Here is a 24,759-nt window from a genome sequence, read left to right on the forward strand (position 1 = left end):
GGGGAACTGTGTAAGCCTGTAAGATTCCCGTCCCGCTTCAGAAGCAACCGCCGAGCCCATGCCGCAACCCGCCTCCTCTAAACTCGCCCGCCTGCTGTTCGGCCTGCTGGCCTATGTCAGCCTCGGCATTGGCCTGATCGCCATTGTCGTGCCCGGCCTGCCGACCACCGAGTTCATCCTGCTCGCCGCCTGGGCCGCGACCCGCAGCTCGCCGCGCCTGAGCGCCTGGCTGGAAAATCATCGACTGTTCGGGCCGATCCTGAGCAACTGGCGCAACGGCAAGATCATCGCGCGCAAGGCCAAGGTCAGCGCCACCGTCAGCATGCTGCTGTGCGCGACGCTGATGCTGGTGATGCTCGATCACGGCTGGCCGGTGTATCTGGCGATTGCCGGGATGAGTCTGGGCAATCTGTGGATCTGGTCGCGTCCGGAAACCATCGCCTCCTCCTGACTCACAGATCCCCCTGTGGCGAGGGAGCTTGCTCCCGCTCGGCGGCGAAGCCGTCGCAAAATTACCGCATACGTTGAGTCGGCAAGAATGCAGGGGAGCGCTGCGCACTCCAGCGGGAGCAAGCTCCCTCGCCACAACAGCCTCATCATCTCTTCGGTGTTCATCAGGCTGAAACTTCCCTGTAATTAATCGCCTTTTCAGCACATTCCCCTGCGCAAACGTTTAGCGTCGACCGTTCGTCGGCAAGCGCCTCATGCGCTGTCGCCGCGCGCCGATGAGCAATGCATGGCGCTGAATGGATTTGGCGAACCGGGTAGTTCATCCCGTGGCCACCTGCTCATTCATTCACGAGATCGCCCCATGTTCGACTCTCTCTCCATTCGCCTGAAAATCGTCCTGCTCTCCGGCCTGTGCCTGCTCGGTGTGGTCGCGCTGATCGTCGGCATGAACATTTACCAGACCAACCAGAACGACGAACTGGTCAGCAACTCCAGCAACCAACTGCTCACTGCCAGTGTGCAGAACCTGTTGCAGGCCAAAGCCGCCGAGCAAGCAGTGCGGGTGCAGAAGACCTTTGGCGAAAGCCTGACGGTGATCACCGCGCTGGCCGATCAGATCAAGGACATGCGCGCACTGGCCGCCAAGCGTTCGCTGGACGCCGGTGCCCTGCGTGAAGAGTTGAACCAGAGCCTGAAAACCGCGTTCGAGCGCAACGACAAGGTGCTCGGCATCTGGCTCGCCTTCGAACCCAACGGCCTTGACGGCAAGGACAGCGAGTTCGTCAACGATGCCGCGCGTCAATCCAACGAAGCCGGGCGCTTTGCGACTTACTGGAGCCGTGCCGCCGGTTCGGCGCTGAACACGATCATGGTCGAAGAAGATATGACCAAGACCACCCTCAGCGTCAGCGGCACGCCTTACAACAGCTGGTACACCTGCCCTCGCGACAACAAGCGTACTTGCCTGCTCGATCCGTATGCCGACACCGTGGGTAACAAGGAAATGTTGATGACCACCATTTCCGTGCCGCTGATCGTCGATGGCAAGGCCATCGGTGTGGTCGGGGTCGACATCGCGCTCGATGCCCTGCAAGCGGCGGCCGTGGAGTCGCAGCGCAACCTGTTCAACAACGCCGGGCACATGCTGATCGTCTCCGGCAGCGGCGTGCTCGCTGCCGACAGTTCCGACGCGACCAGGGTCGGCAAAAAGATCAGCGATACCCTCGGCGACGACGGCAAGGATCTGCTGCAACTGGTCAGCAGCGGCACGCCGAAGATTCTCGAACAGGGCGACCTGATTCGCGCGGTGTATCCGGTCGATCCGATTGGCAATTCGCGGGCCTGGGGCGTGGTCATCGACCTGCCGAAACAGGTGCTGCTGGCCGACTCGGTCAAGCTGCAAGCGGTGCTCGACGATGCGCAGGAAACCGGTGTGCTCACCGCCTTGGCGGTGGCTGCAGTTGCCGGTTTGATTGGCTTGCTGCTGATCTGGCTGACCGCCTCCGGTGTCACCCGCCCGATCAACAATGTCGCCGAGATGCTGAAGAACATCGCCAGCGGTGAAGGCGATCTGACCCAGCGCTTGAACTACAGCAAGAAAGATGAACTGGGCGAACTGGTGAACTGGTTCAACCGCTTCCTCGACAAGCTGCAACCGACCATCGCCCAGATCAAGCAGAGCATCACCGAAGCGCGCGGCACCGCCGATCAGTCTTCGGAAATCGCCCGCCAGACCAGCGAAGGCATGCAGGTGCAGTTCCGCGAAATCGATCAGGTCGCCACCGCGTCCAACGAAATGAGCGCCACCGCCCACGACGTCGCCAACAGCGCGTCGAACGCGGCCAACGCCGCCAAGGGTGCCGACCAGTCGGCCAAGGACGGCATGTCGATCATCGAGCGCAGCACCCGCGACATCAATCAACTGGCCGATGAAGTCAGCAAAGCGGTGACCGAAGTCGAAGCCCTCGCAGTCAACAGCGAGCAGATCGGTTCGGTGCTGGAGGTGATCCGCAGCATCGCTGAACAGACCAACCTGCTGGCGCTCAACGCCGCCATCGAAGCGGCCCGCGCCGGGGAAAGCGGACGTGGTTTCGCGGTGGTGGCCGACGAGGTGCGCAACCTCGCCAAGCGCACCCAGGATTCGGTGGAAGAGATTCGCGTGGTGATCGAACGCATCCAGACCGGCACCCGTGGCGTGGTTGCCACCATGCATTCGAGCCAGACTCAGGCGCACAACAACGCCGGGCAGATCCGTCAGGCCGTGGACGCGCTGGGCAAGATCAGCGACGCGGTCACCGTGATCAGCGACATGAACCTGCAGATCGCCAGCGCCGCCGAACAGCAGAGCGCCGTGGCCGAAGAGGTCAACCGCAATGTCTCGGCGATTCGCACCGTGACTGAAACGCTGACCGAACAGGCCACTGAATCGGCGGCGATCAGCAGTCAGCTCAATGCCCTGGCGAGCCAGCAGATGAAGCTGATGGATCAGTTCCGCGTCTGAAAATCACCACAGTCCCCTTGTGGGAGCTGGCTTGCCAGCGATGACGGTGAATCAATCAGTACATGAGTGACTGACACACCGCCATCGCTGGCAAGCCAGCTCCCACAGGGGGCAGTGTTCGTTGTTCGGGGATTTCATCTGCCTCGAGATTATTTTGCACTATCATCGCCCTCTCTCCCGGAGGGCCTTCGATGACTGATTTACTCACGTCCATTCAAGCCGCACTCGGCTTGCCCAACACGCCGATTCCGTTCACCGCCAGTGGCGCCCTGCCCTCGGCGTTCGCCGTCAGCGACCTGGCCTGCGCCAGCATCGCCGCTGCCGGTCAGGCCGTCAGCGAACTGCTCCAGCAACAGACCGGGCGCCTGCCCGCCGTGGAAGTTGATCGGCGTCTGGCCTCGTTCTGGTTCGCCACCTCGTTGCGACCGATCGGCTGGGACATCCCGCCGCTGTGGGATCCGATTGCCGGCGACTACGCTACCGAAGACGGCTGGATCCGCCTGCACACCAACGCCCCGCATCACCGCGCCGCCGCTGAAAGCGTACTCGGTGCCTGCGCCGACCGTGCCGCGATGGCAAAGAAAGTCGCGCAGTGGCGCAGCGCCGATCTGGAACAGGCGGTGGTCGAGGCCAACGGCTGCGCTGCCGAAATGCGCAGCTGGGCGCAATGGCAGCAGCACCCGCAAGGGTTGGCAGTGAATGCCGAGCCGCTGGTGCATTTCCGCACCGATCAGGACGAAACACTCAAACCATGGCAAGGCTCGGTGGCGCAACCGCTGGCCGGTCTCAAGGTGCTGGACCTGACCCGCGTGCTCGCCGGTCCCACCGCCAGCCGTTTTCTCGCTGGCCTCGGTGCCAATGTGCTGCGCATCGATCCGCCAAGCTGGAACGAGCCGGGCGTCATCCCGGACATGACCCTGGGCAAACGCTGCGCGCGACTGGATCTGCAGCAGCCGGCCGATCGTGCAGTGTTCGAAAACCTGTTGAAGGACGCCGACATTCTCGTGCACGGCTACCGCGCCGATGCCCTGGAACATCTCGGTTTTGGCGCCGAACGCCGCCGACAACTGGCGCCGGGTTTGATCGACGTCTGCCTCAACGCCTACGGCTGGAGCGGCCCGTGGCAGAACCGTCGTGGCTTCGACAGCCTGGTGCAGATGAGCAGCGGCATCGCCGAGGCCGGGCAGCGCTGGAAGCATGCCGATAAACCGACGCCGTTGCCGGTGCAGGGGCTGGATCACGGCACCGGGTATTTGATGGCGGCCAGTGCGATACAGCTTCTGACGCAGCGATTGAAGACGGGCCGGGGTGGCTCGGCGCGCTTGTCACTGGCGCGTACCGCCAGGCTGTTGATCGAGCAGGGGCCGGGGTCGAACGAGGCGTTGCGGGCTGAAGATGCGCAGGATCAAAAACCGCAGGTGGAGCAGACACCCTGGGGGCCGGCGCATCGATTACTGGCGCCGGTGACGATCAGCGGGACACCGCTGCACTGGACGTTGCCGGCCAGCGAATTGGGTTCACATCGCCCGTTGTGGTGAAACCATGGAGGCCTCTTCGCTGGCAAGCCAGCTCCCACAGGTTCAGAGGTGTTCACACACTCTGTGCTCGACACAGACACTGTGGGAGCTGGCTTGCCAGCGATGGGGCCAGTCCGACCAGCACACAATATTGATCAGTCAGCCCGGCTCAAAGACGTCCACAACACCTGCGCCGCATACCCGCGAAACGGCCGCCAGGCCTCGGCCCGATCCGCCAGTTCCCGCGCCGCAGGTCGCACACCTTCCAGCACCTCCAGCGACCGCAGCAAGCCGACATCTCCATGGGGAAAGCCGTCCATATCGCGCAACTGCCGCAATGCGATGTACTGCGCCGTCCACTCGCCAATCCCGTGCAACGCCAGCAGCCGCGCCACGCCGCCCGCGCGCCCTGGCTCGAACAGCAGCGGATCATCCAGCAGTGCTTGCGCCAGGCCCGATAACGTTCGCCCGCGACTTTTCGGCATGCCCAGCGCCGCCAGGTCCGCCGTCGCCAACACACCGGCCTCGGGAAACACATGCGTCAGGCCCGGCACCCTCGAGCGCAAGGGCGCGCCATACTGCGCAAGCAGTTTGCCCGCCAGGCGAATCGCCGCCACCACGGTGATCTGCTGCCCCAGCACCGCCCGAAACGCCAGCTCCAGACCGTCCCACGCCCCCGGCACCCGCAGCCCCGGGCGTTCGGCAATCAAGGGTGCGAGCAGCGGATCATTCGCCAGATGCCGATGCATCAATGCCAGATCGGTATCCAGATCAAACATCCGGCGCAAACGCTGAATGATCTCCGGCACAACGGCCGGATCAGGACAATCCAGCTCGACTTCCAGCGCATCACCCACGCCCGCCCACACCGACACCGTACCCTGCACCCCGGGCAAGCCGATGCTGCGCGAGTAAACGCCATCCACCACGGTTTCCATTCCGACCACCGCGCGTGCCGCGAGAAACCCGAGCATCGCGTTCCAGTCATAGGGCGGCTGATAAGCCAGCGTCAGCCTCACAGCGACAGCACACCACTGTACAAACCATACGCCGCCAGCCCCGCGCCGATCAGCACGCAGGCAAAAATGCCCTTCTCCACCGTGGTGAACAACGGCTCGCCCTGCTCATGCTTGGCCTTGGCGAACAGCACCACGCCCGGCGCGTACAGCAGCGCCGACAGCAGCAGGTATTTCACGCCGCCGGCGTACAACAGCCACACCGCGTAACACAGGGCGATGCCACCGATCAGCAGGTCTTTGGTGCGCTCGGCCGAGGCATGTTCATAGGTTTCGCCGCGCCCGCTGAGCAGTACCGCGTACGCCGCCGACCACAGGTACGGCACCAGAATCATCGACGAAGCGAGGTAGATCAGGCTGGTGTAGGTGCCGGCGGAAAACAGCGTGATCAGCAGGAAAATCTGGATCATCACGTTGGTCAGCCACAGCGCATTGACCGGCACATGATTGGCGTTTTCCTTTTTCAGAAACGCCGGCATGGTCTTGTCCCGGGCCGTGGCGAAGAGAATTTCGGCGCAGAGCAGCGCCCACGACAGCAATGCGCCGAGCAGGGAAACCGCCAGACCGATGCTGATCAACAACGCGCCCCATGGCCCGACGATGTGTTCCAGCACCGCCGCCAGCGACGGGTTCTGCAGGGTCGCCAGTTCCGGCTGACTCATGATCCCCAGCGACAGCACGTTGACCAGCACCAGCAGCGCCAGCACGCCAAGAAAACCGATCACCGTAGCGCGACCGACATCGCTGCGTTTCTCCGCCCGTGCCGAATACACGCTGGCGCCCTCGATGCCGATGAACACGAACACCGTCACCAGCATCATGTTGCGCACCTGATCCATCACTCCGCCGAAGCTCGGGTTGCTGCGGCCCCAGATGTCGCGGGTGAAGATGTCGGCCTTGAACGCCACGGCGGCAATCACAATGAACATGATCAGCGGCACGATTTTGGCGACCGTGGTCACCTGATTGATAAATGCCGCTTCCTTGATCCCGCGCATCACCAGAAAATGCACCGCCCACAACAGCACCGAGGCGCAGCCGATGGCGATCGGCGTATTGCCCTGGCCGAACACCGGGAAGAAATACCCGAGGGTGCTGAACAGCAACACGAAATAACCGACGTTGCCCAGCCACGCACTGATCCAGTAGCCCCAGGCGGACGAGAAACCCATGTAGTCGCCGAATCCGGCCTTGGCATAGGCGTAGACCCCGGAGTCCAGCTCGGGCTTGCGGTTGGCCAGGGTCTGGAACACGAACGCCAGGGTCAACATGCCGATGGCGGTGATCCCCCAGCCGATCAGGATCGCCCCGGCATCGGCGCGGGCGGCCATGTTCTGTGGCAGGGAAAAAATCCCCCCGCCAATCATCGAACCCACCACCAGGGCGATCAACGCACCCAGTCGCAGCTTTTGCGTCGGTTGCGACATTCCAGTCTCCCTTAATTCATTTGTAACAACTATTAACTAAACGGCTAATGCCAGATGTCGTTTATCAGGTAATGCCGACTAACACCCGTTTATATATAGCGACTGACGCTAACGCCTAGCACGCTAAGACAGTTTTGTGCGCGAATCCTAATAAATCAATTCTGTACTGAAAACAGATGCTGAAAATTTGCCAAAAGCTGAAAAACAACTAGCGTGATAATTCGAAAGTAATAAGACCAATTCCCAACCACAACAGGCAAAGGCCTCTAGGACGGGCATTCCAGACGATAGCGTTATGCCTTCAGTTGTTTCATAAGTCATTCATTAACAATGGAATGTGGCCATGAACTGATCCAAGTCAGCTGTTTGAACAGACAACAGCATTACGCTGTGAACTCTTCTCTCCTGCAATGGAGTCATGCAATGTCTGAAGCTCCCGGAAAACTACGACTAGGTGCACTGGTTGCCTTGGTAGTCGGCTCAATGATCGGTGGCGGGATATTCTCTTTGCCACAAAACATGGCCGCCAGCGCCGACGTCGGCGCGGTGCTGATCGGTTGGGCCATCACCGCTGTCGGCATGCTCACCCTCGCTTTTGTCTTTCAGACCCTCGCCAATCGCAAGCCTGACCTGGACGGCGGTGTCTACGCCTACGCCAAGGCCGGTTTTGGCGACTACATGGGTTTCTCGTCCGCCTGGGGCTACTGGATCAGTGCCTGGCTGGGCAACGTCGGCTACTTTGTTCTGTTGTTCAGCACCCTCGGGTATTTCTTTCCGGTTTTCGGCGAAGGCAACACGGTGGCTGCGGTGATTGGCGCCTCGGTGCTGCTGTGGGCCGTGCACTTTCTGGTGCTGCGCGGGATCAAGGAAGCGGCGTTCATCAACCTCGTGACCACCGTCGCCAAGGTCGTGCCGCTGCTGCTGTTCGTACTGATCGCGATCTTCGCTTTCAAACTGGACATCTTCACCGCCGACATCTGGGGTGTGAAAAACCCGGATCTGGGCAGCGTGATGAACCAGGTGCGCAACATGATGCTGGTCACCGTGTGGGTGTTCATCGGCATCGAGGGCGCGAGCATCTTCTCGGCACGGGCAGAAAAACGTTCTGACGTCGGCAAAGCCACCGTCATCGGTTTCATCACCGTGCTGCTGTTCCTGGTGCTGGTCAACGTGCTGTCGCTGGGCATCATGACTCAGCCGAAACTGGCCAAACTGCAAAACCCGTCGATGGCCGCCGTGCTGGAACACGTGGTTGGTCACTGGGGTGCGGTGCTGATCAGCGTCGGCTTGATCATCTCGCTGCTGGGCGCGCTGCTGTCGTGGGTGCTGTTGTGCGCGGAGATCATGTTCGCCGCCGCCAAAGACCACACCATGCCCGAGTTCCTGCGCCGCGAGAACGCCAACCACGTACCGGTCAACGCCCTGTGGCTGACCAACGCGATGGTGCAGCTGTTCCTGATCATCACCCTGTTTTCGGCCAGCACTTACCTGTCGCTGATCTACCTCGCCACCTCGATGATTCTGGTGCCGTACCTGTGGTCGGCCGCCTATGCCCTGCTGCTGGCAGTGCGCGGTGAAACCTACGAGGGTTTTGCCGCCGAGCGTCGCAAGGACCTGATTATCGGCGGCATCGCGCTGATCTACGCGGTGTGGCTGCTGTATGCCGGCGGGGTCAAGTATCTGCTGCTCTCGGCCCTGCTCTACGCACCCGGCGCGATCCTGTTCGCCAAGGCCAAGCTGGAACTCAAACAACCGATTTTCACTAACGTCGAGAAGCTGATTTTCGCCGCAGTGATCGTGGGTGCCCTGGTGGCAGCCTACGGCCTCTACGACGGCTTCCTGACCTTGTAACCCTTGATTTGTAATCTGGAGGATCACTGCAATGACCACGGAAAAAGTTAAGTACGGCGTCCATTCCGAAGCCGGCAAACTGCGCAAAGTCATGGTTTGCTCCCCAGGTCTGGCCCATCAGCGCCTGACCCCCAACAACTGCGATGAACTGCTGTTCGACGACGTGCTCTGGGTGGCTCAGGCCAAGCGTGACCACTTCGACTTCGTGACCAAGATGCGTGAACGCGGGATTGAAGTGCTGGAAATGCACAACCTGCTGACCGACATCGTCGCCATCCCCGAAGCGCTGGACTGGATCCTCGAGCGCAAGGTCACCGCCGACTCGGTGGGCCTGGGCCTGATCAGCGAAGTGAAATCCTGGCTGAAGAGCCTCGAGCCGCGGCACATCGCCGAATACCTGATCGGCGGCGTGTCGGCCGATGATCTGCCGGACAGCTTCGGTGGCAAGACCATCCAGATGTTCCGCGACTTCCTCGGCCACTCCAGCTTCATCCTGCCGCCGCTGCCCAACACCCAGTTCACCCGCGACACCACTTGCTGGATCTACGGCGGCGTGACGCTGAACCCGATGTACTGGCCGGCGCGACGTCAGGAAACCCTGCTGACCACCGCCATCTACAAATTCCACCCGCAGTTCACCAACGCCGATTTCGAGATCTGGTACGGCGACCCGGACAAGGACCATGGCAGCTCGACCCTTGAAGGCGGCGACGTGATGCCGATCGGCAACGGCGTGGTGTTGATCGGTATGGGCGAACGCTCATCGCGTCAGGCCATCGGCCAACTGGCGCTGAACCTGTTCAAGAACAAGGCCGTGGAAAAAGTCATCGTCGCCGGCCTGCCGAAGTCTCGCGCCGCGATGCACCTGGACACTGTGTTCAGTTTCTGCGACCGCGACCTGGTGACGATTTTTCCGGAAGTGGTCAACCAGATCGTCGCCTTCACCCTGCGCCCTGACGAAAGCAAACAGGGCGGCATCGACATCCGCCGCGAAGAAGGCAGTTTCCTCGACACCGTGGCCAAAGCCCTGAACCTGCCGAAACTGCGCGTGGTGGAAACCGGCGGCAACAGCTTCGCCGCCGAACGCGAGCAATGGGACGACGGCAACAACGTGGTGGCGGTGGAACCGGGCGTGGTCATCGGCTACGACCGCAACACCTACACCAACACCCTGCTGCGCAAGGCGGGCGTGGAAGTCATCACCATCAGTGCCGGCGAACTCGGTCGTGGTCGCGGCGGCGGCCACTGCATGACCTGCCCGATCGTGCGTGACCCAATCGATTACTAATCTTTGAGCCTTGGCCGCGCCTTATCGAGCGCGGCCAAGGGGATAACCGAAACCCAAGGAGATCCATCATGGCTTTTAACATCCACAACCGTAACCTGCTCAGCCTGGAACACCACACCCCACGTGAGCTGCGTTACCTGCTCGACCTGTCCCGCGATCTGAAACGCGCCAAGTACACCGGCACCGAGCAGCAACACCTCAAGGGCAACAACATCGCCCTGATCTTCGAAAAAACCTCGACCCGCACCCGTTGCGCGTTCGAAGTGGCGGCTTACGACCAAGGCGCCAACGTCACCTACATCGACCCGAACTCGTCGCAGATCGGCCACAAGGAAAGCATGAAGGACACGGCCCGTGTGCTGGGTCGCATGTACGACGCCATCGAGTACCGTGGCTTCAAACAGGAAATCGTCGAAGAGCTGGCGAAGTTCGCCGGGGTCCCGGTGTTCAACGGCCTGACCGACGAATATCACCCAACGCAAATGATCGCCGACGTGCTGACCATGCGTGAACACGCCGACAAGCCGATCCACGAAATCAGCTACGCCTACCTCGGCGACGCGCGCAACAACATGGGCAACTCGCTGCTGCTGGTCGGCGCCAAGCTCGGCATGGACGTGCGCATCTGCGCGCCGAAAGCCCTGTGGCCGCATGACGATCTGGTTGATCGCTGCAAGAAATACGCGGAAGAATCCGGCGCACGCATCACTCTGACCGAAGATCCGAAAGCCGCGGTCAAAGGCGTCGACTTCATCCACACCGACGTCTGGGTGTCGATGGGCGAACCGGTGGAAGCGTGGGCCGAGCGTATCCAGCAACTGCTGCCGTATCAGGTCAACAAAGAGCTGATGAAAGCCACCGGCAACCCGCGCACCAAGTTCATGCACTGCCTGCCGGCGTTCCACAACAGCGATACCAAGGTCGGCAAACAGATCGCCGAACAGTACCCGCACCTGGCCAACGGCATCGAAGTGACCGACGACGTGTTCGAGTCGCCTGCCTGCATCGCCTTCGAGCAAGCGGAAAACCGCATGCACACGATCAAGGCGATCCTGGTCTCGACCCTGGCTGATCTGTAAACCAATACAGCTCCCACTGACACGACACGGTCACTGTGGGAGCTGGCTTGCCAGCGATTGCGGTGTGTCAGACAGCGACAATGTTGCCTGATCCACCGCCATCGCGGGCAAGCCCGGCTCCCACAGGGACCGCATTCGTCCTGCGAGCTTTCACTGTTTTCCAGAAGGACATGTACCATGCGTATCGTCGTAGCTCTGGGCGGTAACGCCCTGCTCCGTCGTGGCGAGCCGATGACCGCTGACAACCAGCGCGCCAACATCCGCATCGCCACCGAGCAAATCGCCAAGATCCATCCCGGCAACCAACTGGTCATCGCCCACGGCAATGGCCCGCAAGTCGGCCTGCTGTCGTTGCAAGCGGCGGCCTACACCTCCGTCACCCCTTACCCGCTGGACGTGCTCGGTGCCGAAACCGAAGGCATGATCGGCTACATCATCGAACAGGAACTGGGCAACCTGCTGGACTTCGAAGTGCCGTTCGCCACCCTGCTGACCCAGGTTGAAGTCGACGCCAAGGACCCGGCCTTCCAGAACCCGACCAAACCGATCGGCCCGGTCTACGACAAGGCCGAAGCGGAAAAACTCGCTGCCGAAAAAGGCTGGGCGATTGCCGCCGACGGTGACAAATTCCGCCGCGTGGTGGCCAGTCCCCGGCCGAAACGCATCTTTGAAATCCGCCCGATCAAGTGGCTGCTGGACAAGGGCAGCATCGTGATTTGTGCGGGTGGCGGCGGCATTCCGACCATGTACGACGAAAACCGTAACCTCAAGGGCATCGAGGCGGTAATTGACAAGGATCTGTGCTCGTCACTGCTCGCCGAGCAACTGGAAGCCGACTTGCTGGTGATCGCCACCGACGTCAACGCGGCGTTCATCGATTACGGCAAGCCGTCGCAGAAGGCCATCGCCGAGGCGCATCCGGATGAACTGGAACGCCTCGGTTTCGCCGCCGGTTCCATGGGGCCGAAGGTGCAGGCAGCCTGCGAATTTGCGCGCCATACTGGCAAGGTCGCGGTCATCGGTTCGCTCGCGGACATCGAAGCGATCGTCCAGGGCACTGCCGGTACTCGCGTCAGCACGGCGAAACCGGGCATCAGCTATCGATAATTAGAAACTCCGGGGGCAGGCCCAGGGTCTGCCCTTCTCCCATGCCTTGAGAAGGAGAAACCCATGGCCATATTCAACCCCGGTCATTTGCACATCGAGCGACATGCGTTGACGCCAGATGACGTCAGTTACGACCTGTGCCTCGATTATGAAGTGTTCACCGATCCGCAAAAAGGCAAAGGGATACAGTTCACCCTGCACGGCAACATGCAGGGCAAGGACATGAAGGAAGCGTTTTTCCTGCCCAAGGAAGAGGCTTACAACTTCGCCCGCGACGTGACACGGATTGCCGAAAAGTACGGGATTCCAAAGGCTCACAGCCAGATCGGCTCGGTGCACAAGCATTACGATCTGATGTTTGAGGACATTCGGCAGAAGTTGAATATGCAATCCGGAGATCCGGTTAATCCCGAGCATTTCGAGTAACCCCAAAAGCCCCCTCACCCTGACCCTCTCCCGGAGGGAGAGGGGACTGACCGAGTTGCTCGCTCAAGGTACACCGACCTGAAATAGCGAGCCGAACTCAAGTTTTGAAAAGCCCCCAATCTGCTCCCTTTCCCCCTCGCCACTCTGGGGAGAGGGCTGGGGTGAGGGGTGGATTTCAAGCACGACGCCGATCTCAAGATTTCACCCCAGTCCCCCATCAAGGCATACTTGCCCCCCTCCGCACTGCAGAACACTGAACCGCCCCCATGCGTATCCACGTCAGCTTCATCGACCGCGTCGGCATCACCCAGGAAGTCCTGGCGATCCTCGGTGGGCGTAATCTCAATCTGGATGCGGTGGAGATGATTCCGCCCAACGTCTACATCGACGCGCCGACCTTGAGCCCGCAAGTGCTCGAAGAGCTCAAAGATGCGTTGTTCCGGGTGCGCGGCGTGGAGGCCGTGGTGGTGGTCGACATCCTCCCCGGCCAGCGTCGGCACTTGCAGCTCGATGCGTTGCTCGCGGCGATGACCGATCCGGTACTTGCCCTCGATAGCGCTGGCAAAGTCCTGCTGGCCAACCCGGCACTGATCGCCCTGTACGGACGTGAACCGGCCGGTGAAAGTGTCTCGGAACTGTTCAACGATCCCGGCCTGCTGGAAACCCTGCTCGAACAGGGCTTCCGCCTGCCGCTGCGCGAGATCACCGTCAACGGCCAGACCCTGTTGCTCGACGCCACACCGATCACCGACGCTGGTGCGCTGCTGACCCTGTATCAGCCAAACCGCATCGGCGAACAGCTCTCGGCGCTGCACCACGACCACGCCGAGGGTTTCGATGCGCTGCTCGGCGAATCTCCGGCGATTCGCACCCTGAAGGCTCGCGCGCAACGGGTCGCAGCCCTCGATGCGCCGCTGCTGATTCAAGGCGAAACCGGCACCGGCAAAGAACTGGTGGCCCGCGCCTGTCACGCGATCAGTGCGCGACACAGTGCGCCGTTTCTCGCGCTGAACTGCGCGGCGCTGCCGGAAAACCTCGCCGAGAGCGAGCTGTTCGGTTACGCCCCCGGCGCCTTCACCGGCGCCGCTCGCGGGGGCAAACCGGGGCTGATGGAACTGGCGAACCAAGGCACGGTTTTTCTCGACGAGATTGGCGAGATGTCGCCGTACTTGCAGGCCAAACTGCTGCGCTTTCTGAATGACGGCAGCTTCCGCCGGGTGGGCGGTGATCGCGAGGTGAAGGTCAACGTGCGGATCCTCAGCGCGACCCACCGCGATCTGGAAAAAATGGTCAGCGAGGGACTGTTTCGCGAAGACCTGTTCTACCGCCTCAACGTGCTCAACGTCGAAGTGCCGCCGCTGCGTGAGCGAGGTCAGGACATTCTGTTGCTGGCGCGCTATTTCATGCAGCAGGCCTGCGCGCAGATTCAGCGCCCGGTCTGCCGCCTCGCCCCCGGCACCTATCCGGCGCTGCTCGGCAATCGCTGGCCGGGCAACGTGCGCCAATTGCAGAACGTGATCTTTCGCGCGGCGGCGATCTGCGAAAGCAGTCTGGTCGACATTGGTGACCTCGACATCGCCGGCACCTCAGTGGCGCGGCAGACCGACAGCGACGTCGACAGCCTGGAACAGGCCGTCGAATCCTTCGAGAAAGCGCTGCTGGAAAAGCTCTACGTCAGCTACCCCTCGACCCGCCAACTGGCCAGCCGCCTGCAGACCTCGCACACGGCAATCGCCCATCGCCTGCGCAAGTACGGCATTCCGGGCAAGTCTTAAATTCACCGTAAATTCCCCCTGTGGGAGCTGGCTTGCCAGCGATGACGTCGGCACTTGCACCATTGATGGTGACTGATCCACCGCTATCGCTGGCAAGCCAGCTCCCACAGGGTGATGTGACGGATTCGAAATCCGTTCAAAAGCGACCTCCATCTGTACTGAAAGCGCTACAGCGGAACGATATCGCTACACTCTCCTCCAATCACCGCTGTGCAAGGCTTTGATCCGCTTCAGCTTTTCTCCCCGTCCCGAGCTGTAGCGATTTCGCTACAGAGGCCTCATTCCCACCACAATCAGAAACACATAACCATTTGATTTATATAGATAAATACAATCTGGCCGCGTTCTTGCTAAGTAACCGCTCATAAAATCAGGGCTTTCTAGCCAAGCCTTCCATCGCGTCCACCAGACGAGTCTGGCCCCCTTAGGAGTTTCCATGAGCGAGTTGCGTTTTACTGAAGATCACGAATGGCTGCGCACCGAAGCTGACGGCAGCGTTACTGTCGGCATCACCGCTTTCGCGCAGAACGCCCTGGGCGACGTGGTGTTCGTGCAACTGCCTGAACTGCAGGCTTACGAAAAAGGCGCTGAAGCCGCCACCGTGGAATCGGTCAAAGCCGCCAGCGGCGTGTACATGCCTCTGGACGGTGCAGTTCTGGCGGTCAATCCGGCGCTGGAAGATGCTCCGGAACTGGTCAACGAAGATCCGCTGGGCGAAGGCTGGTTCTTCCGTTTCCAGCCAAGTGACGCCGCCGCTGTCGGCAAACTGCTTGATCAGGACGCCTATGACCGTCTGATCAAAGCCCAAGCCGAAGGCTGAGGAGTAGCGACATGACCCAAGTAAACCTCGGCACTGCCAACGAATTCATTGCCCGTCACATCGGCCCGCGTGCCGGTGACGAGCAAGCCATGCTCAACAGCCTCGGTTTCGACTCGCTCGAAGCGCTGAGCGCCAGCGTGATCCCGGAAAGCATCAAGGGCACCAGCGTGCTCGGCATGGACGACGGCCTGAGCGAAGCCGATGCGCTGGCGATGATCAAATCCATCGCCGGCAAAAACCAGCTGTTCAAGACCTACATCGGCCAGGGCTACTACAACTGCCACACGCCGTCGCCGATCCTGCGCAACCTGCTGGAAAACCCGGCCTGGTACACCGCTTACACCCCGTACCAGCCAGAGATTTCCCAGGGCCGTCTCGAAGCGCTGCTGAACTTCCAAACCCTGATCAGCGACCTCACCGGCCTGCCGATCGCCAACGCTTCCCTGCTCGACGAAGCCACCGCCGCTGCCGAAGCCATGACCTTCTGCAAGCGCCTGAGCAAGAACAAGGGCAGCCACCAGTTCTTCGCCTCGATCCACAGCCACCCGCAAACCCTCGACGTGCTGCGCACCCGTGCCGAGCCGCTGGGCATCGACGTGGTGGTCGGCGATGAGCGTGAGCTGAGCGACGTGACGCCATTCTTCGGCGCGCTGCTGCAATACCCGGCGAGCAACGGTGATCTGTTCGACTACCGCGAACTGACCGAGCGCTTCCACGCCGCCAACGCGCTGGTGGCCGTGGCTGCCGATCTGCTGGCTCTGACCCTGCTGACCGCCCCGGGCGAGTTCGGCGCCGACGTCGCCATCGGTTCCGCGCAACGCTTCGGTGTGCCGCTGGGCTTCGGTGGCCCGCACGCGGCTTACTTCTCCACCAAGGATGCGTTCAAACGCGACATGCCGGGCCGTCTGGTCGGTGTTTCGGTTGACCGTTTCGGCAAACCGGCCCTGCGTCTGGCGATGCAGACCCGCGAGCAACACATTCGCCGCGAGAAGGCCACCTCGAACATCTGCACCGCGCAAGTGCTGCTGGCCAACATCGCCAGCATGTACGCCGTGTACCACGGCCCGAAAGGCTTGACCCAGATCGCCAACCGCGTGCATCACCTGACCGCGATTCTCGCCAAGGGCCTGAGCGCAATGGGCCAGACCGTCGAGCAGGCGCACTTCTTCGACACCCTGACCGTCGCCACTGGCGCACAGACTGCCGCGCTGCACGACAAGGCGCACGCTGCACAGATCAACCTGCGCGTAATCGACACTCAGCGTCTGGGCCTGTCGGTGGACGAAACCACCACCCAGGCTGACATCGAAACCCTGTGGGGCCTGTTCGCCGACGGCAAAACCCTGCCGGACTTCGCTGCGCTGGCCGCTTCGGTACAAAGCACCATCCCGGCTGCGCTGGTACGTCAGTCACCGATTCTCAGCCACCCGGTGTTCAACCGCTATCACTCGGAAACCGAGCTGATGCGCTACCTGCGCAAACTGGCGGACAAAGACCTGGCACTGGATCGCACCATGATCCCGCTGGGCTCGTGCACCATGAAACTCAACGCCGCCAGCGAAATGATCCCGGTGACCTGGGCCGAATTCGGCGCCCTGCACCCGTTCGCCCCTGCTGCGCAGAGCGCCGGTTATCAGCAACTGACCGATGAACTGGAAGCGATGCTCTGCGCCGCCACCGGTTACGACGCGATCTCGCTGCAACCGAACGCCGGTTCCCAAGGCGAATATGCAGGCCTGCTGGCGATTCGCGCTTACCACCAGAGCCGTGGCGACGAGCGCCGCGACATCTGCCTGATCCCGTCGTCCGCCCACGGCACTAACCCGGCCACCGCCAACATGGCCGGCATGCGCGTGGTGGTGACCGCGTGCGATGCCCGTGGCAACGTCGATATCGAAGACCTACGCGCCAAAGCCATCGAGCACCGCGAACACCTCGCGGCGCTGATGATCACCTACCCGTCGACCCACGGCGTGTTCGAGGAAGGTATCCGCGAAATCTGCGGCATCATTCACGACAACGGCGGCCAGGTGTACATCGACGGCGCCAACATGAACGCGATGGTCGGCCTCTGTGCACCGGGCAAGTTCGGCGGCGATGTCAGCCACCTGAACCTGCACAAGACTTTCTGCATTCCTCACGGCGGTGGCGGCCCGGGCGTCGGCCCGATCGGCGTCAAGTCGCACCTGACCCCGTTCCTGCCGGGTCACAGCCAGATGCAACGCAAGGAAGGTGCGGTCTGCGCAGCGCCGTTCGGCAGCGCGAGCATTCTGCCGATCACCTGGATGTACATTCGCATGATGGGCGGCGCCGGTCTGAAGCGCGCTTCGCAACTGGCAATTCTCAACGCCAACTATATTTCCCGTCGTCTGGAAGAGCACTATCCAGTGCTGTACACCGGCAGCAACGGTCTGGTGGCGCACGAATGCATTCTCGATCTGCGTCCACTGAAAGACAGCAGCGGCATCAGCGTCGATGACGTCGCCAAGCGCCTGATCGACTTCGGCTTCCACGCCCCGACCATGTCGTTCCCGGTCGCCGGCACGCTGATGATCGAGCCGACCGAAAGCGAATCCAAGGAAGAACTGGACCGCTTCTGCGACGCCATGATCCGCATCCGCGAGGAAATCCGCGCGGTGGAAAACGGCACTTTGGACAAGGACGACAACCCGCTGAAGAACGCACCGCACACCGCGGCGGAGCTGGTCGGCGAATGGACCCACCCGTACAGCCGCGAGCAGGCGGTGTATCCGGTGGCGTCGTTGATCGAAGGCAAATACTGGCCGCCGGTCGGCCGCGTCGACAACGTGTTTGGCGACCGCAACCTGGTCTGCGCCTGCCCGTCGATCGAAAGCTACGCTTAACCGAAGGAGGGGCAGGTTTACCTGCCCCTTTCTCCAGAACACCACAAATCCCTGTGGGAGCTGGCTTGCCAGCGATGAGGGTGGTCAGTCTCCATCTCTGTTGCCTGACACATCGCCATCGCTGGCAAGCCAGCTCCCACAATGAACGCATCAAGCCTGATATTGCGCCAATTCCTATAACAAGAAACCGGAGAACCACTCATGTCGTTAAGCGTGTTCGACCTGTTCAAGATTGGCATCGGCCCTTCCAGCTCCCACACCGTCGGCCCGATGCGTGCCGCTGCGCGCTTCGCCGAAGGTTTGCGCCGTGAAAACCTGCTGACGGCCACCGCCAGCGTGCGCGTCGAACTCTACGGTTCCCTCGGCGCCACCGGTAAAGGTCACGGCAGCGATAAAGCCGTGCTGCTTGGCCTTGAAGGCGAACACCCGGACACCGTCGACACCGAAACCGTCGCCGCGCGCCTGCAGGATATTCGCGGCAATGGCCGGCTGAATCTGCTCGGCGAACACAGCATTGCCTTCAACGAGAAAGAACACCTGGCGATGATCCGCAAGCCGCTGGCCTTTCACCCCAACGGCATGATCTTCCGCGCGTTCGATGCGGCGGGTATTCAGATCCGCAGCCGCGAGTACTACTCGGTGGGCGGTGGTTTCGTCGTCGATGAGGATGCCGCCGGCGCTGACCGCATCGTCGAGGACGCCACCCCGCTGACCTTCCCGTTCAAAAGTGCCAAGGACTTGCTCGGCCATTGCGCCACCTACGGTCTGTCGATCAGCCAGGTGATGCTGACCAACGAAAATGCCTGGCGCCCGGAGGCGGAAACCCGCGCCGGCCTGCTGAAAATCTGGCAAGTGATGCAGGACTGCGTCGCCGCTGGCTGTCGCAACGAAGGCATTCTGCCGGGCGGATTGAAGGTCAAACGCCGGGCGGCGGCGCTGCATCGGCAACTGTGCAAGAACCCGGAATCGGCGCTGCGCGATCCGCTGTCGGTGTTGGACTGGGTCAACCTCTATGCGCTGGCGGTCAACGAAGAAAATGCCAACGGCGGCCGCGTGGTCACCGCGCCGACCAACGGCGCGGCAGGGATTATCCCGGCAGTGCTGCATTACTACATGCGTTTTATCCCCGGTGCGAATGACGACGGCGTGGTGCGTTTTCTGCTGACCGCCGCCGCGATCGGCATTCTGTACAAGGAAAACGCCTCGATCTCCGGCGCTGAAGTCGGCTGTCAGGGCGAAGTCGGCGTGGCGTGCTCGATGGCTGCCGGTGCCTTGTGTGAAGTCCTTGGCGGCAGCGTGCAGCAAGTCGAGAACGCGGCGGAAATCGGCATGGAACACAACCTCGGCCTGACCTGCGACCCGATTGGCGGCCTGGTGCAGGTGCCGTGCATCGAGCGCAACGCCATGGGCTCGGTGAAAGCGATCAACGCGGTGCGCATGGCCATGCGCGGCGACGGGCAACACTTCGTCTCGCTCGACAAAGTCATCCGCACCATGCGCCAGACCGGCGCCGACATGAAAAGCAAATACAAAGAGACCGCCCGCGGCGGTCTGGCGGTCAACATTATCGAATGCTGATTTATGTCCTCTCCCTGTGGTAGAGGACCGCGCTTAGCCCCCTCTCCCTCCGGGAGAGGGCTGGGGTGAGGGGCTTTTGACCTTGATCTAAATCTAGCCCCATGCCCCCAAACTCAAACTTTCAAGGAGCCACGCATGTCCACCGAACAACTGTCGAAAACCCCGCTGCACGCTCTGCATATCGAACTCGGCGCCCGCATGGTGCCGTTCGCCGGCTACGACATGCCGGTGCAATACCCGCTGGGCGTGATGAAGGAACACCAGCACACCCGTGAGCAGGCCGGGCTGTTCGACGTCTCGCACATGGGCCAGATTCGCCTGACCGGCGCCAATGCCGCCAAGGCCCTGGAAACTCTCGTGCCGGTGGACATCATCGACCTGCCGGTGGGCATGCAGCGCTACGCGATGTTCACCAATGACCAAGGCGGTATCCTCGACGACCTGATGGTCGCCAACCTCGGTAACGACGAGCTGTTTCTGGTGGTCAATGCCGCGTGCAAGGATCAGGACCTGGCGCATCTGCAAAAGCACATCGGCGATCAGTGCACCATTACGGAGCTGTTCGAAGCCCGCGCACTGCTGGCGTTGCAGGGTCCGGCTGCGGTCACTGTGCTGGCGCGTCTTGCGCCAGAGGTGGCGAAGATGACATTCATGCAGTTCAACCGCGTGCAACTGCTGGGCGTGGATTGCTTCGTCAGCCGCTCGGGCTACACCGGTGAAGACGGCTTCGAAATCTCGGTGCCCGCCGCCGACGCAGAAAAACTTGCCCGCGCGCTGCTGGCCGAACCGGAAGTTCAGGCCATCGGCCTCGGCGCCCGCGACTCGTTGCGCCTGGAAGCCGGCCTGTGCCTGTATGGCCACGACATGAACACCGAGACCACGCCGATCGAAGCCAGCCTGTTGTGGGCGATCTCCAAGCCACGCCGCGCCGACGGCGCGCGGGCCGGTGGCTTCCCTGGGGCAGAGACAGTTTTCGCTCAGCAGCAGAACGGCGTCGCGCGCAAACGCGTCGGCCTGCTGCCGCAGGAGCGTACACCGGTGCGTGAGGGCGCTGAAATCGTCAACGAAGCCGGCGAAATCATCGGCAGCGTGTGCAGCGGTGGCTTTGGTCCGACTCTGGGCGGGCCGTTGGCCATGGGTTACCTCGACAGCGCTTATGTCACCCTGGATACGCCAGTCTGGGCCATCGTTCGTGGGAAAAAGGTGCAAATGCTTGTAAGCAAAATGCCATTTGTTCCACAACGCTACTATCGTGGCTGATTGATTGTTTCTATAAGTAACGCGATTGCGTTATGCGTGCACTAATGTGTAACGTAATCGCCACAAAAAAGTGCATTTTCTAACATCTGATTCGATTATGAACTTTGCTTATAACGTTCGAAAACTTTTGAACAAGCTATTCGTCCAAGCCGCACTAGTAGGCTGACTAACTGCCAGCAGGGGCAGGAAAACCGGGGTCTTCGCGGGGCTTGTTTTTTCTCCCGTAGTTGGCGTAGAGTTTGTCCACTGTGTTTGCATGGGTCAGCTTGGAATCGTGACCTGGGCAGTAGCCTACAAGTTAGCTACATCCCGCTCGACGTCTTCTTACTCTCCTGCAACCAGCCCCAGTACTCTTTCATGAGAAAGAGACTGTCATCAATTTATGCGTCAAAGGAAATAAGAAATGTCGACACGTCAGAGCGGTACCGTCAAGTGGTTTAACGACGAGAAAGGTTTTGGTTTTATCACTCCAGAAAGCGGTCCGGATCTGTTCGTGCATTTCCGCGCTATTCAGGGCAACGGCTTCAAGAGCCTGAAAGAAGGCCAGAAAGTGACCTTCGTTGCTGTGCAAGGCCAGAAAGGCATGCAGGCTGATGAAGTACAAGCAGAAGGTTAATCTTCTGTAACGAAAAAGCCCCTGATATTGATATCAGGGGCTTTTTTGTGCGCGCGAATCCGTAAAATGGCGCTTCATTTTGCGTCCAGAGGCTGCCATGTCGAAAAACCTGCTCACTCCCCAGGGCGACTTTCCTGCTGTTGGCCTCGGCCGGCGCCTGGCCGCGATGTTCTATGATTTCCTGTTGTGCACCGCCCTGCTGATTGTCACCGGATTCGTCTACAAGTTGATCCAGGCGGCAATCATCGGTGAAGAACGCCTGCGCGTGCTGACTGACGCCGGAAAAATGGACGGCGATCCGCTGTATTCCACAGTGTTGCTGCTGGTGCTGTTCGCGTTCTTCGCCAAGTTCTGGACCCACGGCGGGCAGACACTGGGCATGCAGGTGTGGGGTATACGCGTACAGAACGCCGATGGCAGCGCGATCAGCCTGTGGCAGGCGCTGCTGCGCTTCATGGTGTCGATCGCTTCATGGCTGTGCGCAGGGCTCGGATTCTTCTGGTCGCTGTTCGACAAGCAGAAGCGCACTTGGCACGACATCTATTCCGATACCCGCGTGGTGCGAATTCCGAAGAAACAAAAATAGCGCGCATAAAAAAGATCGCAGCCTGCGGCAGCTCCTACATTTGATCCCTGTAGGAGCTGCCGCAGGCTGCGATCTTTTGCCTTTAGCGCTTAGGCGTTACCGGCCAGCTTCATCCGCGCCGCCTGAGTGAAATCCAGCATACGCTTCAACGGGCGGATCGCCTGCGGAATCAACGCCGGATCGACAAAGATCTCGTTCGTCCCTTCCTTCAGACTCTTGAGCGTGCGCTCAAGGGTGTTCATCGCCATCCACGGGCAATGTGCGCAACTGCGGCACGCGGCGCCGTTACCGGCGGTTGGCGCCTCGATGAAGACCTTGTCCGGGCACAGCTGCTGCATCTTGTAGAAGATGCCACGGTCGGTGGCGACGATCAGGGTCTTGTTCGGCAGGCTTTGCGCGGCAGCGATCAACTGACTGGTGGAACCTACTGCGTCTGCCAGTTCGATCACCGAAGTCGGTGACTCCGGGTGCACCAGAATCGCGGCGTCCGGGTACAGCGCTTTCATGTCTTCGAGCTGCTTGGATTTGAACTCTTCGTGGACGATGCACGCGCCGTCCCACAGCAGCATGTCAGCGCCGGTCTTACGCTGAATGTAGGTGCCCAAGTGCTTGTCCGGGCCCCAGATGATGGTCTCGCCGTTGTCCATCAGGCTTTCGACGATCTCCAGCGCGCAGCTCGACGTCACCACCCAGTCAGCCCGGGCTTTGACCGCAGCCGAGGTGTTGGCGTACACCACCACCGTGCGCTCCGGGTGCTGATCGCAGAACGCCGAGAACTCGTCCACCGGACAACCCAGGTCCAGCGAGCAGGTCGCGTCCAGGGTCGGCATCAGCACGCGTTTTTCCGGGTTGAGGATCTTCGCGGTCTCGCCCATGAACTTCACGCCGGCGACCACCACAGTCTTGGCCGGGTGAGCGTTGCCGAAGCGCGCCATTTCGAGGGAGTCGGACACACAGCCGCCGGTTTCTTCGGCCAGGGCCTGAATCACCGGATCGCAATAGAAGTGGGCCACCAGCACCGCGTCCTGAGCCTTGAGCTCGGCGGCGATGGCGGAACGGTAGTAGGCCTCTTCCTCGGCAGTCAGCGGTTTGGGCTGTTTGGCATCGAGGTGGGCTTGAACCAGAAGGCGTTCGGAAATCTGCGTCATGTTCGCAAGACCTGCAGGCGCTTTCGCGCGAAAGTCGAGTATACACCCGGCTCCGGACCGCTTGAGGGTACCGCCGGGAGAGTGAGTTTTATCAGGCACGGACAGCGTTGAAGCTGCGCAAGGCTACAGAATATCCCGTTGATACAAAAGATGATTCTGACCTGTGTCGGCGCAGGCAACAATGAAAGGACAGGCAGCTGAATCACAGGCAAAAAAAATCCGGAAATCTCACGCGCATGGAGACCTCCGGATTTGCCGAACCGCCAGATACAGCAGATCGCGTAAATAGCTGCGATCTTGCCTGCCGGATTTGCCGATCTAGCGCAGCGGGTAGATGGAACCGCCACGTTTCTTTTTCTTACGCTTGAACAGACTCAAGATTTTTCGAATGATGCCCATGCTGTTGCTCCCGATAGAGGCCTAATTCGGCACTGATGAGTTTTGCCAATTGCTCGTTGCCCAGGTCATTGAAGTGGACGCGATCGACAAAAAGGGTTTCGTTGAAGACCGGCGACTGCCTGAGCATGGAATTCATGTCCAGGCAGCGGATGTCACCGGCCTTCGCCTGAATATGCGCGAAAAACGGCGCGTGCACTTCCTTGCCCAGTACGCCGCTGAATAGCCGGTAGAAGTTGTTCGGACAGCTGTCGATGGCATGGAATACAGCTTCTTCATCCGCCGTCAGTTGATCCCGGCACCAGTGGGACAGGGGTTGAAGGACGAAGCTCAGGGTAGCGCCACTGCCCGACAGCAGCAGTTGCCATTGCTTCAATGCGTCGGTGATGGAATCAGCCGCGCGCTCCAGACGTTCGTCCAGCGAGATCCCCTCGTCGGTGATGACTTCATCCGCCGGGTTTTCATAGAACAATGCTTTCTTGCAGCGCTGCAGCCAGGACTCGCCCCCCTTGGAACCGAACGAGTTCTTTTTGCGTTGCATGTCCTCATTGAATTTATTCATGTAATGCTGAAATTCGAACGAGTAGTAATAACGCCCATGCTCGCTGGCGAACTCGTCGGGGATACCCTCCAGAGCCAGGGTGTTGATGCCGCTGAACACCACGACATGACCGATATCGCCCAGACGCTTCTGATGCATGAGGAACATCAATAATTCCTGGGTAGAGTTGTAGCCCCGGCCGGCAAAATTCAGCCACACCTCGCCAGTCAACTCGCTGAGCCTGGAAGCCACGGTAAACGCATCGCGCGTAGCGCCCACACCCAGTGCGGTCGAACCGCCCACCAGCAAGTTGATCTTGCCATTGGCCGGAAGCTCAGTGACCGAAAACCGCTGGCCTTGATATTCGCTGTAACGAAATCCGAATGCGTCGGTATTGATCGTCGGCGAACGAAAGTTCTTTTCATGGAAGTACATGGTATAGGGCACCCAGCGCGCGCCGATGTGCATGAAGCTATCGTAATCACGGATTTGCGGGGTCCACCTGTAGACCTCC

At 60.8% G+C, this 24,759-nt stretch carries 19 protein-coding genes; 15 read left to right on the plus strand and 4 right to left on the minus strand.

Features of this window, described 5'->3' with window-relative positions; translation table 11 throughout:
* Nucleotides 1-58 precede the first annotated feature (58 nt).
* The 3 genes from ABV589_RS08050 (at nucleotide 59) to ABV589_RS08060 (ending at nucleotide 4,488) form a co-directional block, all read left to right on the plus strand.
* Nucleotides 59-451 (plus strand): YbaN family protein, encoded by a 393-nt coding sequence (locus tag ABV589_RS08050; RefSeq protein ID WP_007969302.1) that lies wholly within the window; start codon nucleotides 59-61, stop codon nucleotides 449-451.
* 360 nt (nucleotides 452-811) lie between these two features.
* On the plus strand, nucleotides 812-2,950 hold the full coding sequence (locus ABV589_RS08055; protein ID WP_367085497.1) for a methyl-accepting chemotaxis protein: 2,139 nt from the start codon (nucleotides 812-814) through the stop codon (nucleotides 2,948-2,950).
* 191 nt (nucleotides 2,951-3,141) lie between these two features.
* Nucleotides 3,142-4,488, plus strand: coding sequence for a CoA transferase (locus ABV589_RS08060; protein ID WP_367085498.1), 1,347 nt, complete (start codon nucleotides 3,142-3,144; stop codon nucleotides 4,486-4,488).
* A gap of 134 nt (nucleotides 4,489-4,622) precedes the next feature.
* Here ABV589_RS08060 and ABV589_RS08065 read toward each other — a convergent pair whose 3' ends face one another.
* Together ABV589_RS08065 and arcD (ABV589_RS08070) are read right to left on the minus strand one after the other, a co-directional pair.
* Nucleotides 4,623-5,486 (minus strand): DNA-3-methyladenine glycosylase, encoded by an 864-nt coding sequence (locus ABV589_RS08065; RefSeq protein WP_367085499.1) that lies wholly within the window; start codon nucleotides 5,484-5,486, stop codon nucleotides 4,623-4,625.
* A complete protein-coding gene (gene arcD / locus ABV589_RS08070; RefSeq protein ID WP_007969298.1) occupies nucleotides 5,483-6,910 on the minus strand; it encodes an arginine-ornithine antiporter in 1,428 nt (475 codons plus the stop codon). The genes ABV589_RS08065 and arcD (ABV589_RS08070) overlap by 4 nt, the downstream gene beginning before the upstream one ends.
* Nucleotides 6,911-7,333: 423 nt before the next feature.
* Between arcD (ABV589_RS08070) and arcD (ABV589_RS08075) the strand changes: the two genes are divergently transcribed.
* The 12 genes from arcD (ABV589_RS08075) to ABV589_RS08130 all read left to right on the plus strand — a co-directional run bounded on the left by arcD (ABV589_RS08075) (nucleotide 7,334) and on the right by ABV589_RS08130 (nucleotide 22,160).
* A complete protein-coding gene (gene arcD, locus ABV589_RS08075; RefSeq protein WP_367085500.1) occupies nucleotides 7,334-8,761 on the plus strand; it encodes an arginine-ornithine antiporter in 1,428 nt (475 codons plus the stop codon).
* Nucleotides 8,762-8,792: 31 nt separating this feature from the next.
* Nucleotides 8,793-10,049 (plus strand): arginine deiminase, encoded by a 1,257-nt coding sequence (arcA, locus tag ABV589_RS08080; protein ID WP_007969294.1) that lies wholly within the window; start codon nucleotides 8,793-8,795, stop codon nucleotides 10,047-10,049.
* Nucleotides 10,050-10,117: 68 nt separating this feature from the next.
* Complete coding sequence (locus ABV589_RS08085; protein WP_003227481.1) at nucleotides 10,118-11,128, plus strand: ornithine carbamoyltransferase; 1,011 nt, start codon at nucleotides 10,118-10,120, stop codon at nucleotides 11,126-11,128.
* Between the two features lie 177 nt (nucleotides 11,129-11,305).
* The gene (gene arcC / locus ABV589_RS08090) at nucleotides 11,306-12,235 is read left to right on the plus strand and encodes a carbamate kinase (RefSeq protein WP_367085501.1); all 930 of its coding nucleotides are present in this window, start codon (nucleotides 11,306-11,308) and stop codon (nucleotides 12,233-12,235) included.
* 63 nt (nucleotides 12,236-12,298) lie between these two features.
* Nucleotides 12,299-12,661, plus strand: a complete 363-nt coding sequence (locus ABV589_RS08095) for a DUF5064 family protein (protein ID WP_041068604.1) — start codon at nucleotides 12,299-12,301, stop codon at nucleotides 12,659-12,661.
* 266 nt (nucleotides 12,662-12,927) lie between these two features.
* Nucleotides 12,928-14,436: a sigma-54-dependent transcriptional regulator gene (locus ABV589_RS08100; protein ID WP_007962060.1), complete on the plus strand. Its 1,509-nt coding sequence runs from the start codon at nucleotides 12,928-12,930 to the stop codon at nucleotides 14,434-14,436.
* A gap of 436 nt (nucleotides 14,437-14,872) precedes the next feature.
* A complete protein-coding gene (gene gcvH / locus ABV589_RS08105) occupies nucleotides 14,873-15,256 on the plus strand; it encodes a glycine cleavage system protein GcvH (RefSeq protein WP_367085502.1) in 384 nt (127 codons plus the stop codon).
* A gap of 11 nt (nucleotides 15,257-15,267) precedes the next feature.
* Complete coding sequence (gene gcvP / locus ABV589_RS08110) at nucleotides 15,268-18,120, plus strand: aminomethyl-transferring glycine dehydrogenase (protein WP_367085503.1); 2,853 nt, start codon at nucleotides 15,268-15,270, stop codon at nucleotides 18,118-18,120.
* A gap of 201 nt (nucleotides 18,121-18,321) precedes the next feature.
* On the plus strand, nucleotides 18,322-19,698 hold the full coding sequence (locus ABV589_RS08115; protein WP_367085504.1) for an L-serine ammonia-lyase: 1,377 nt from the start codon (nucleotides 18,322-18,324) through the stop codon (nucleotides 19,696-19,698).
* Nucleotides 19,699-19,833: 135 nt separating this feature from the next.
* Nucleotides 19,834-20,958 carry a glycine cleavage system aminomethyltransferase GcvT gene (gcvT, locus tag ABV589_RS08120; RefSeq protein ID WP_367085505.1) on the plus strand — a complete coding sequence of 375 codons (1,125 nt, stop codon included), beginning with the start codon at nucleotides 19,834-19,836 and terminating at the stop codon, nucleotides 20,956-20,958.
* Between the two features lie 403 nt (nucleotides 20,959-21,361).
* The gene (locus ABV589_RS08125; RefSeq protein ID WP_003237709.1) at nucleotides 21,362-21,574 is read left to right on the plus strand and encodes a cold-shock protein; all 213 of its coding nucleotides are present in this window, start codon (nucleotides 21,362-21,364) and stop codon (nucleotides 21,572-21,574) included.
* 97 nt (nucleotides 21,575-21,671) lie between these two features.
* Nucleotides 21,672-22,160, plus strand: coding sequence for an RDD family protein (locus ABV589_RS08130; RefSeq protein ID WP_367085506.1), 489 nt, complete (start codon nucleotides 21,672-21,674; stop codon nucleotides 22,158-22,160).
* 89 nt (nucleotides 22,161-22,249) lie between these two features.
* Here the strand turns inward: ABV589_RS08130 and nadA are convergent, their stop codons facing one another.
* Together nadA and ABV589_RS08140 are read right to left on the minus strand one after the other, a co-directional pair.
* The gene (nadA, locus tag ABV589_RS08135; protein ID WP_003227499.1) at nucleotides 22,250-23,308 is read right to left on the minus strand and encodes a quinolinate synthase NadA; all 1,059 of its coding nucleotides are present in this window, start codon (nucleotides 23,306-23,308) and stop codon (nucleotides 22,250-22,252) included.
* 358 nt (nucleotides 23,309-23,666) lie between these two features.
* The gene (locus ABV589_RS08140) at nucleotides 23,667-24,713 is read right to left on the minus strand and encodes an SGNH/GDSL hydrolase family protein (protein ID WP_367085507.1); all 1,047 of its coding nucleotides are present in this window, start codon (nucleotides 24,711-24,713) and stop codon (nucleotides 23,667-23,669) included.
* Between the last annotated feature and the right edge of the window lie 46 nt (nucleotides 24,714-24,759).

The organism is Pseudomonas sp. HOU2, assembly GCF_040729435.1.
GTDB lineage: Bacteria > Pseudomonadota > Gammaproteobacteria > Pseudomonadales > Pseudomonadaceae > Aquipseudomonas.

What these genes read in the sequence shown, in the direction of transcription:
- ABV589_RS08115 (WP_367085504.1), top strand. Translation starts at nt 18,322, where the DNA reads ATGTCGTTAAGCGTGTTCGACCTGTTCAAGATTGGCATCGGCCCTTCC.
- arcC (WP_367085501.1), top strand. Translation starts at nt 11,306, where the DNA reads ATGCGTATCGTCGTAGCTCTGGGCGGTAACGCCCTGCTCCGTCGTGGC.
- ABV589_RS08100 (WP_007962060.1), top strand. Translation starts at nt 12,928, where the DNA reads ATGCGTATCCACGTCAGCTTCATCGACCGCGTCGGCATCACCCAGGAA.
- arcA (WP_007969294.1), top strand. Translation starts at nt 8,793, where the DNA reads ATGACCACGGAAAAAGTTAAGTACGGCGTCCATTCCGAAGCCGGCAAA.
- arcD (WP_007969298.1), bottom strand. Translation starts at nt 6,910, where the DNA reads ATGTCGCAACCGACGCAAAAGCTGCGACTGGGTGCGTTGATCGCCCTG.
- ABV589_RS08140 (WP_367085507.1), bottom strand. Translation starts at nt 24,713, where the DNA reads ATGCACATCGGCGCGCGCTGGGTGCCCTATACCATGTACTTCCATGAA.
- ABV589_RS08055 (WP_367085497.1), top strand. Translation starts at nt 812, where the DNA reads ATGTTCGACTCTCTCTCCATTCGCCTGAAAATCGTCCTGCTCTCCGGC.
- ABV589_RS08050 (WP_007969302.1), top strand. Translation starts at nt 59, where the DNA reads ATGCCGCAACCCGCCTCCTCTAAACTCGCCCGCCTGCTGTTCGGCCTG.
- nadA (WP_003227499.1), bottom strand. Translation starts at nt 23,308, where the DNA reads ATGACGCAGATTTCCGAACGCCTTCTGGTTCAAGCCCACCTCGATGCC.
- ABV589_RS08085 (WP_003227481.1), top strand. Translation starts at nt 10,118, where the DNA reads ATGGCTTTTAACATCCACAACCGTAACCTGCTCAGCCTGGAACACCAC.
- ABV589_RS08125 (WP_003237709.1), top strand. Translation starts at nt 21,362, where the DNA reads ATGTCGACACGTCAGAGCGGTACCGTCAAGTGGTTTAACGACGAGAAA.
- arcD (WP_367085500.1), top strand. Translation starts at nt 7,334, where the DNA reads ATGTCTGAAGCTCCCGGAAAACTACGACTAGGTGCACTGGTTGCCTTG.
- gcvT (WP_367085505.1), top strand. Translation starts at nt 19,834, where the DNA reads ATGTCCACCGAACAACTGTCGAAAACCCCGCTGCACGCTCTGCATATC.
- ABV589_RS08095 (WP_041068604.1), top strand. Translation starts at nt 12,299, where the DNA reads ATGGCCATATTCAACCCCGGTCATTTGCACATCGAGCGACATGCGTTG.
- ABV589_RS08130 (WP_367085506.1), top strand. Translation starts at nt 21,672, where the DNA reads ATGTCGAAAAACCTGCTCACTCCCCAGGGCGACTTTCCTGCTGTTGGC.
- gcvH (WP_367085502.1), top strand. Translation starts at nt 14,873, where the DNA reads ATGAGCGAGTTGCGTTTTACTGAAGATCACGAATGGCTGCGCACCGAA.
- ABV589_RS08060 (WP_367085498.1), top strand. Translation starts at nt 3,142, where the DNA reads ATGACTGATTTACTCACGTCCATTCAAGCCGCACTCGGCTTGCCCAAC.
- gcvP (WP_367085503.1), top strand. Translation starts at nt 15,268, where the DNA reads ATGACCCAAGTAAACCTCGGCACTGCCAACGAATTCATTGCCCGTCAC.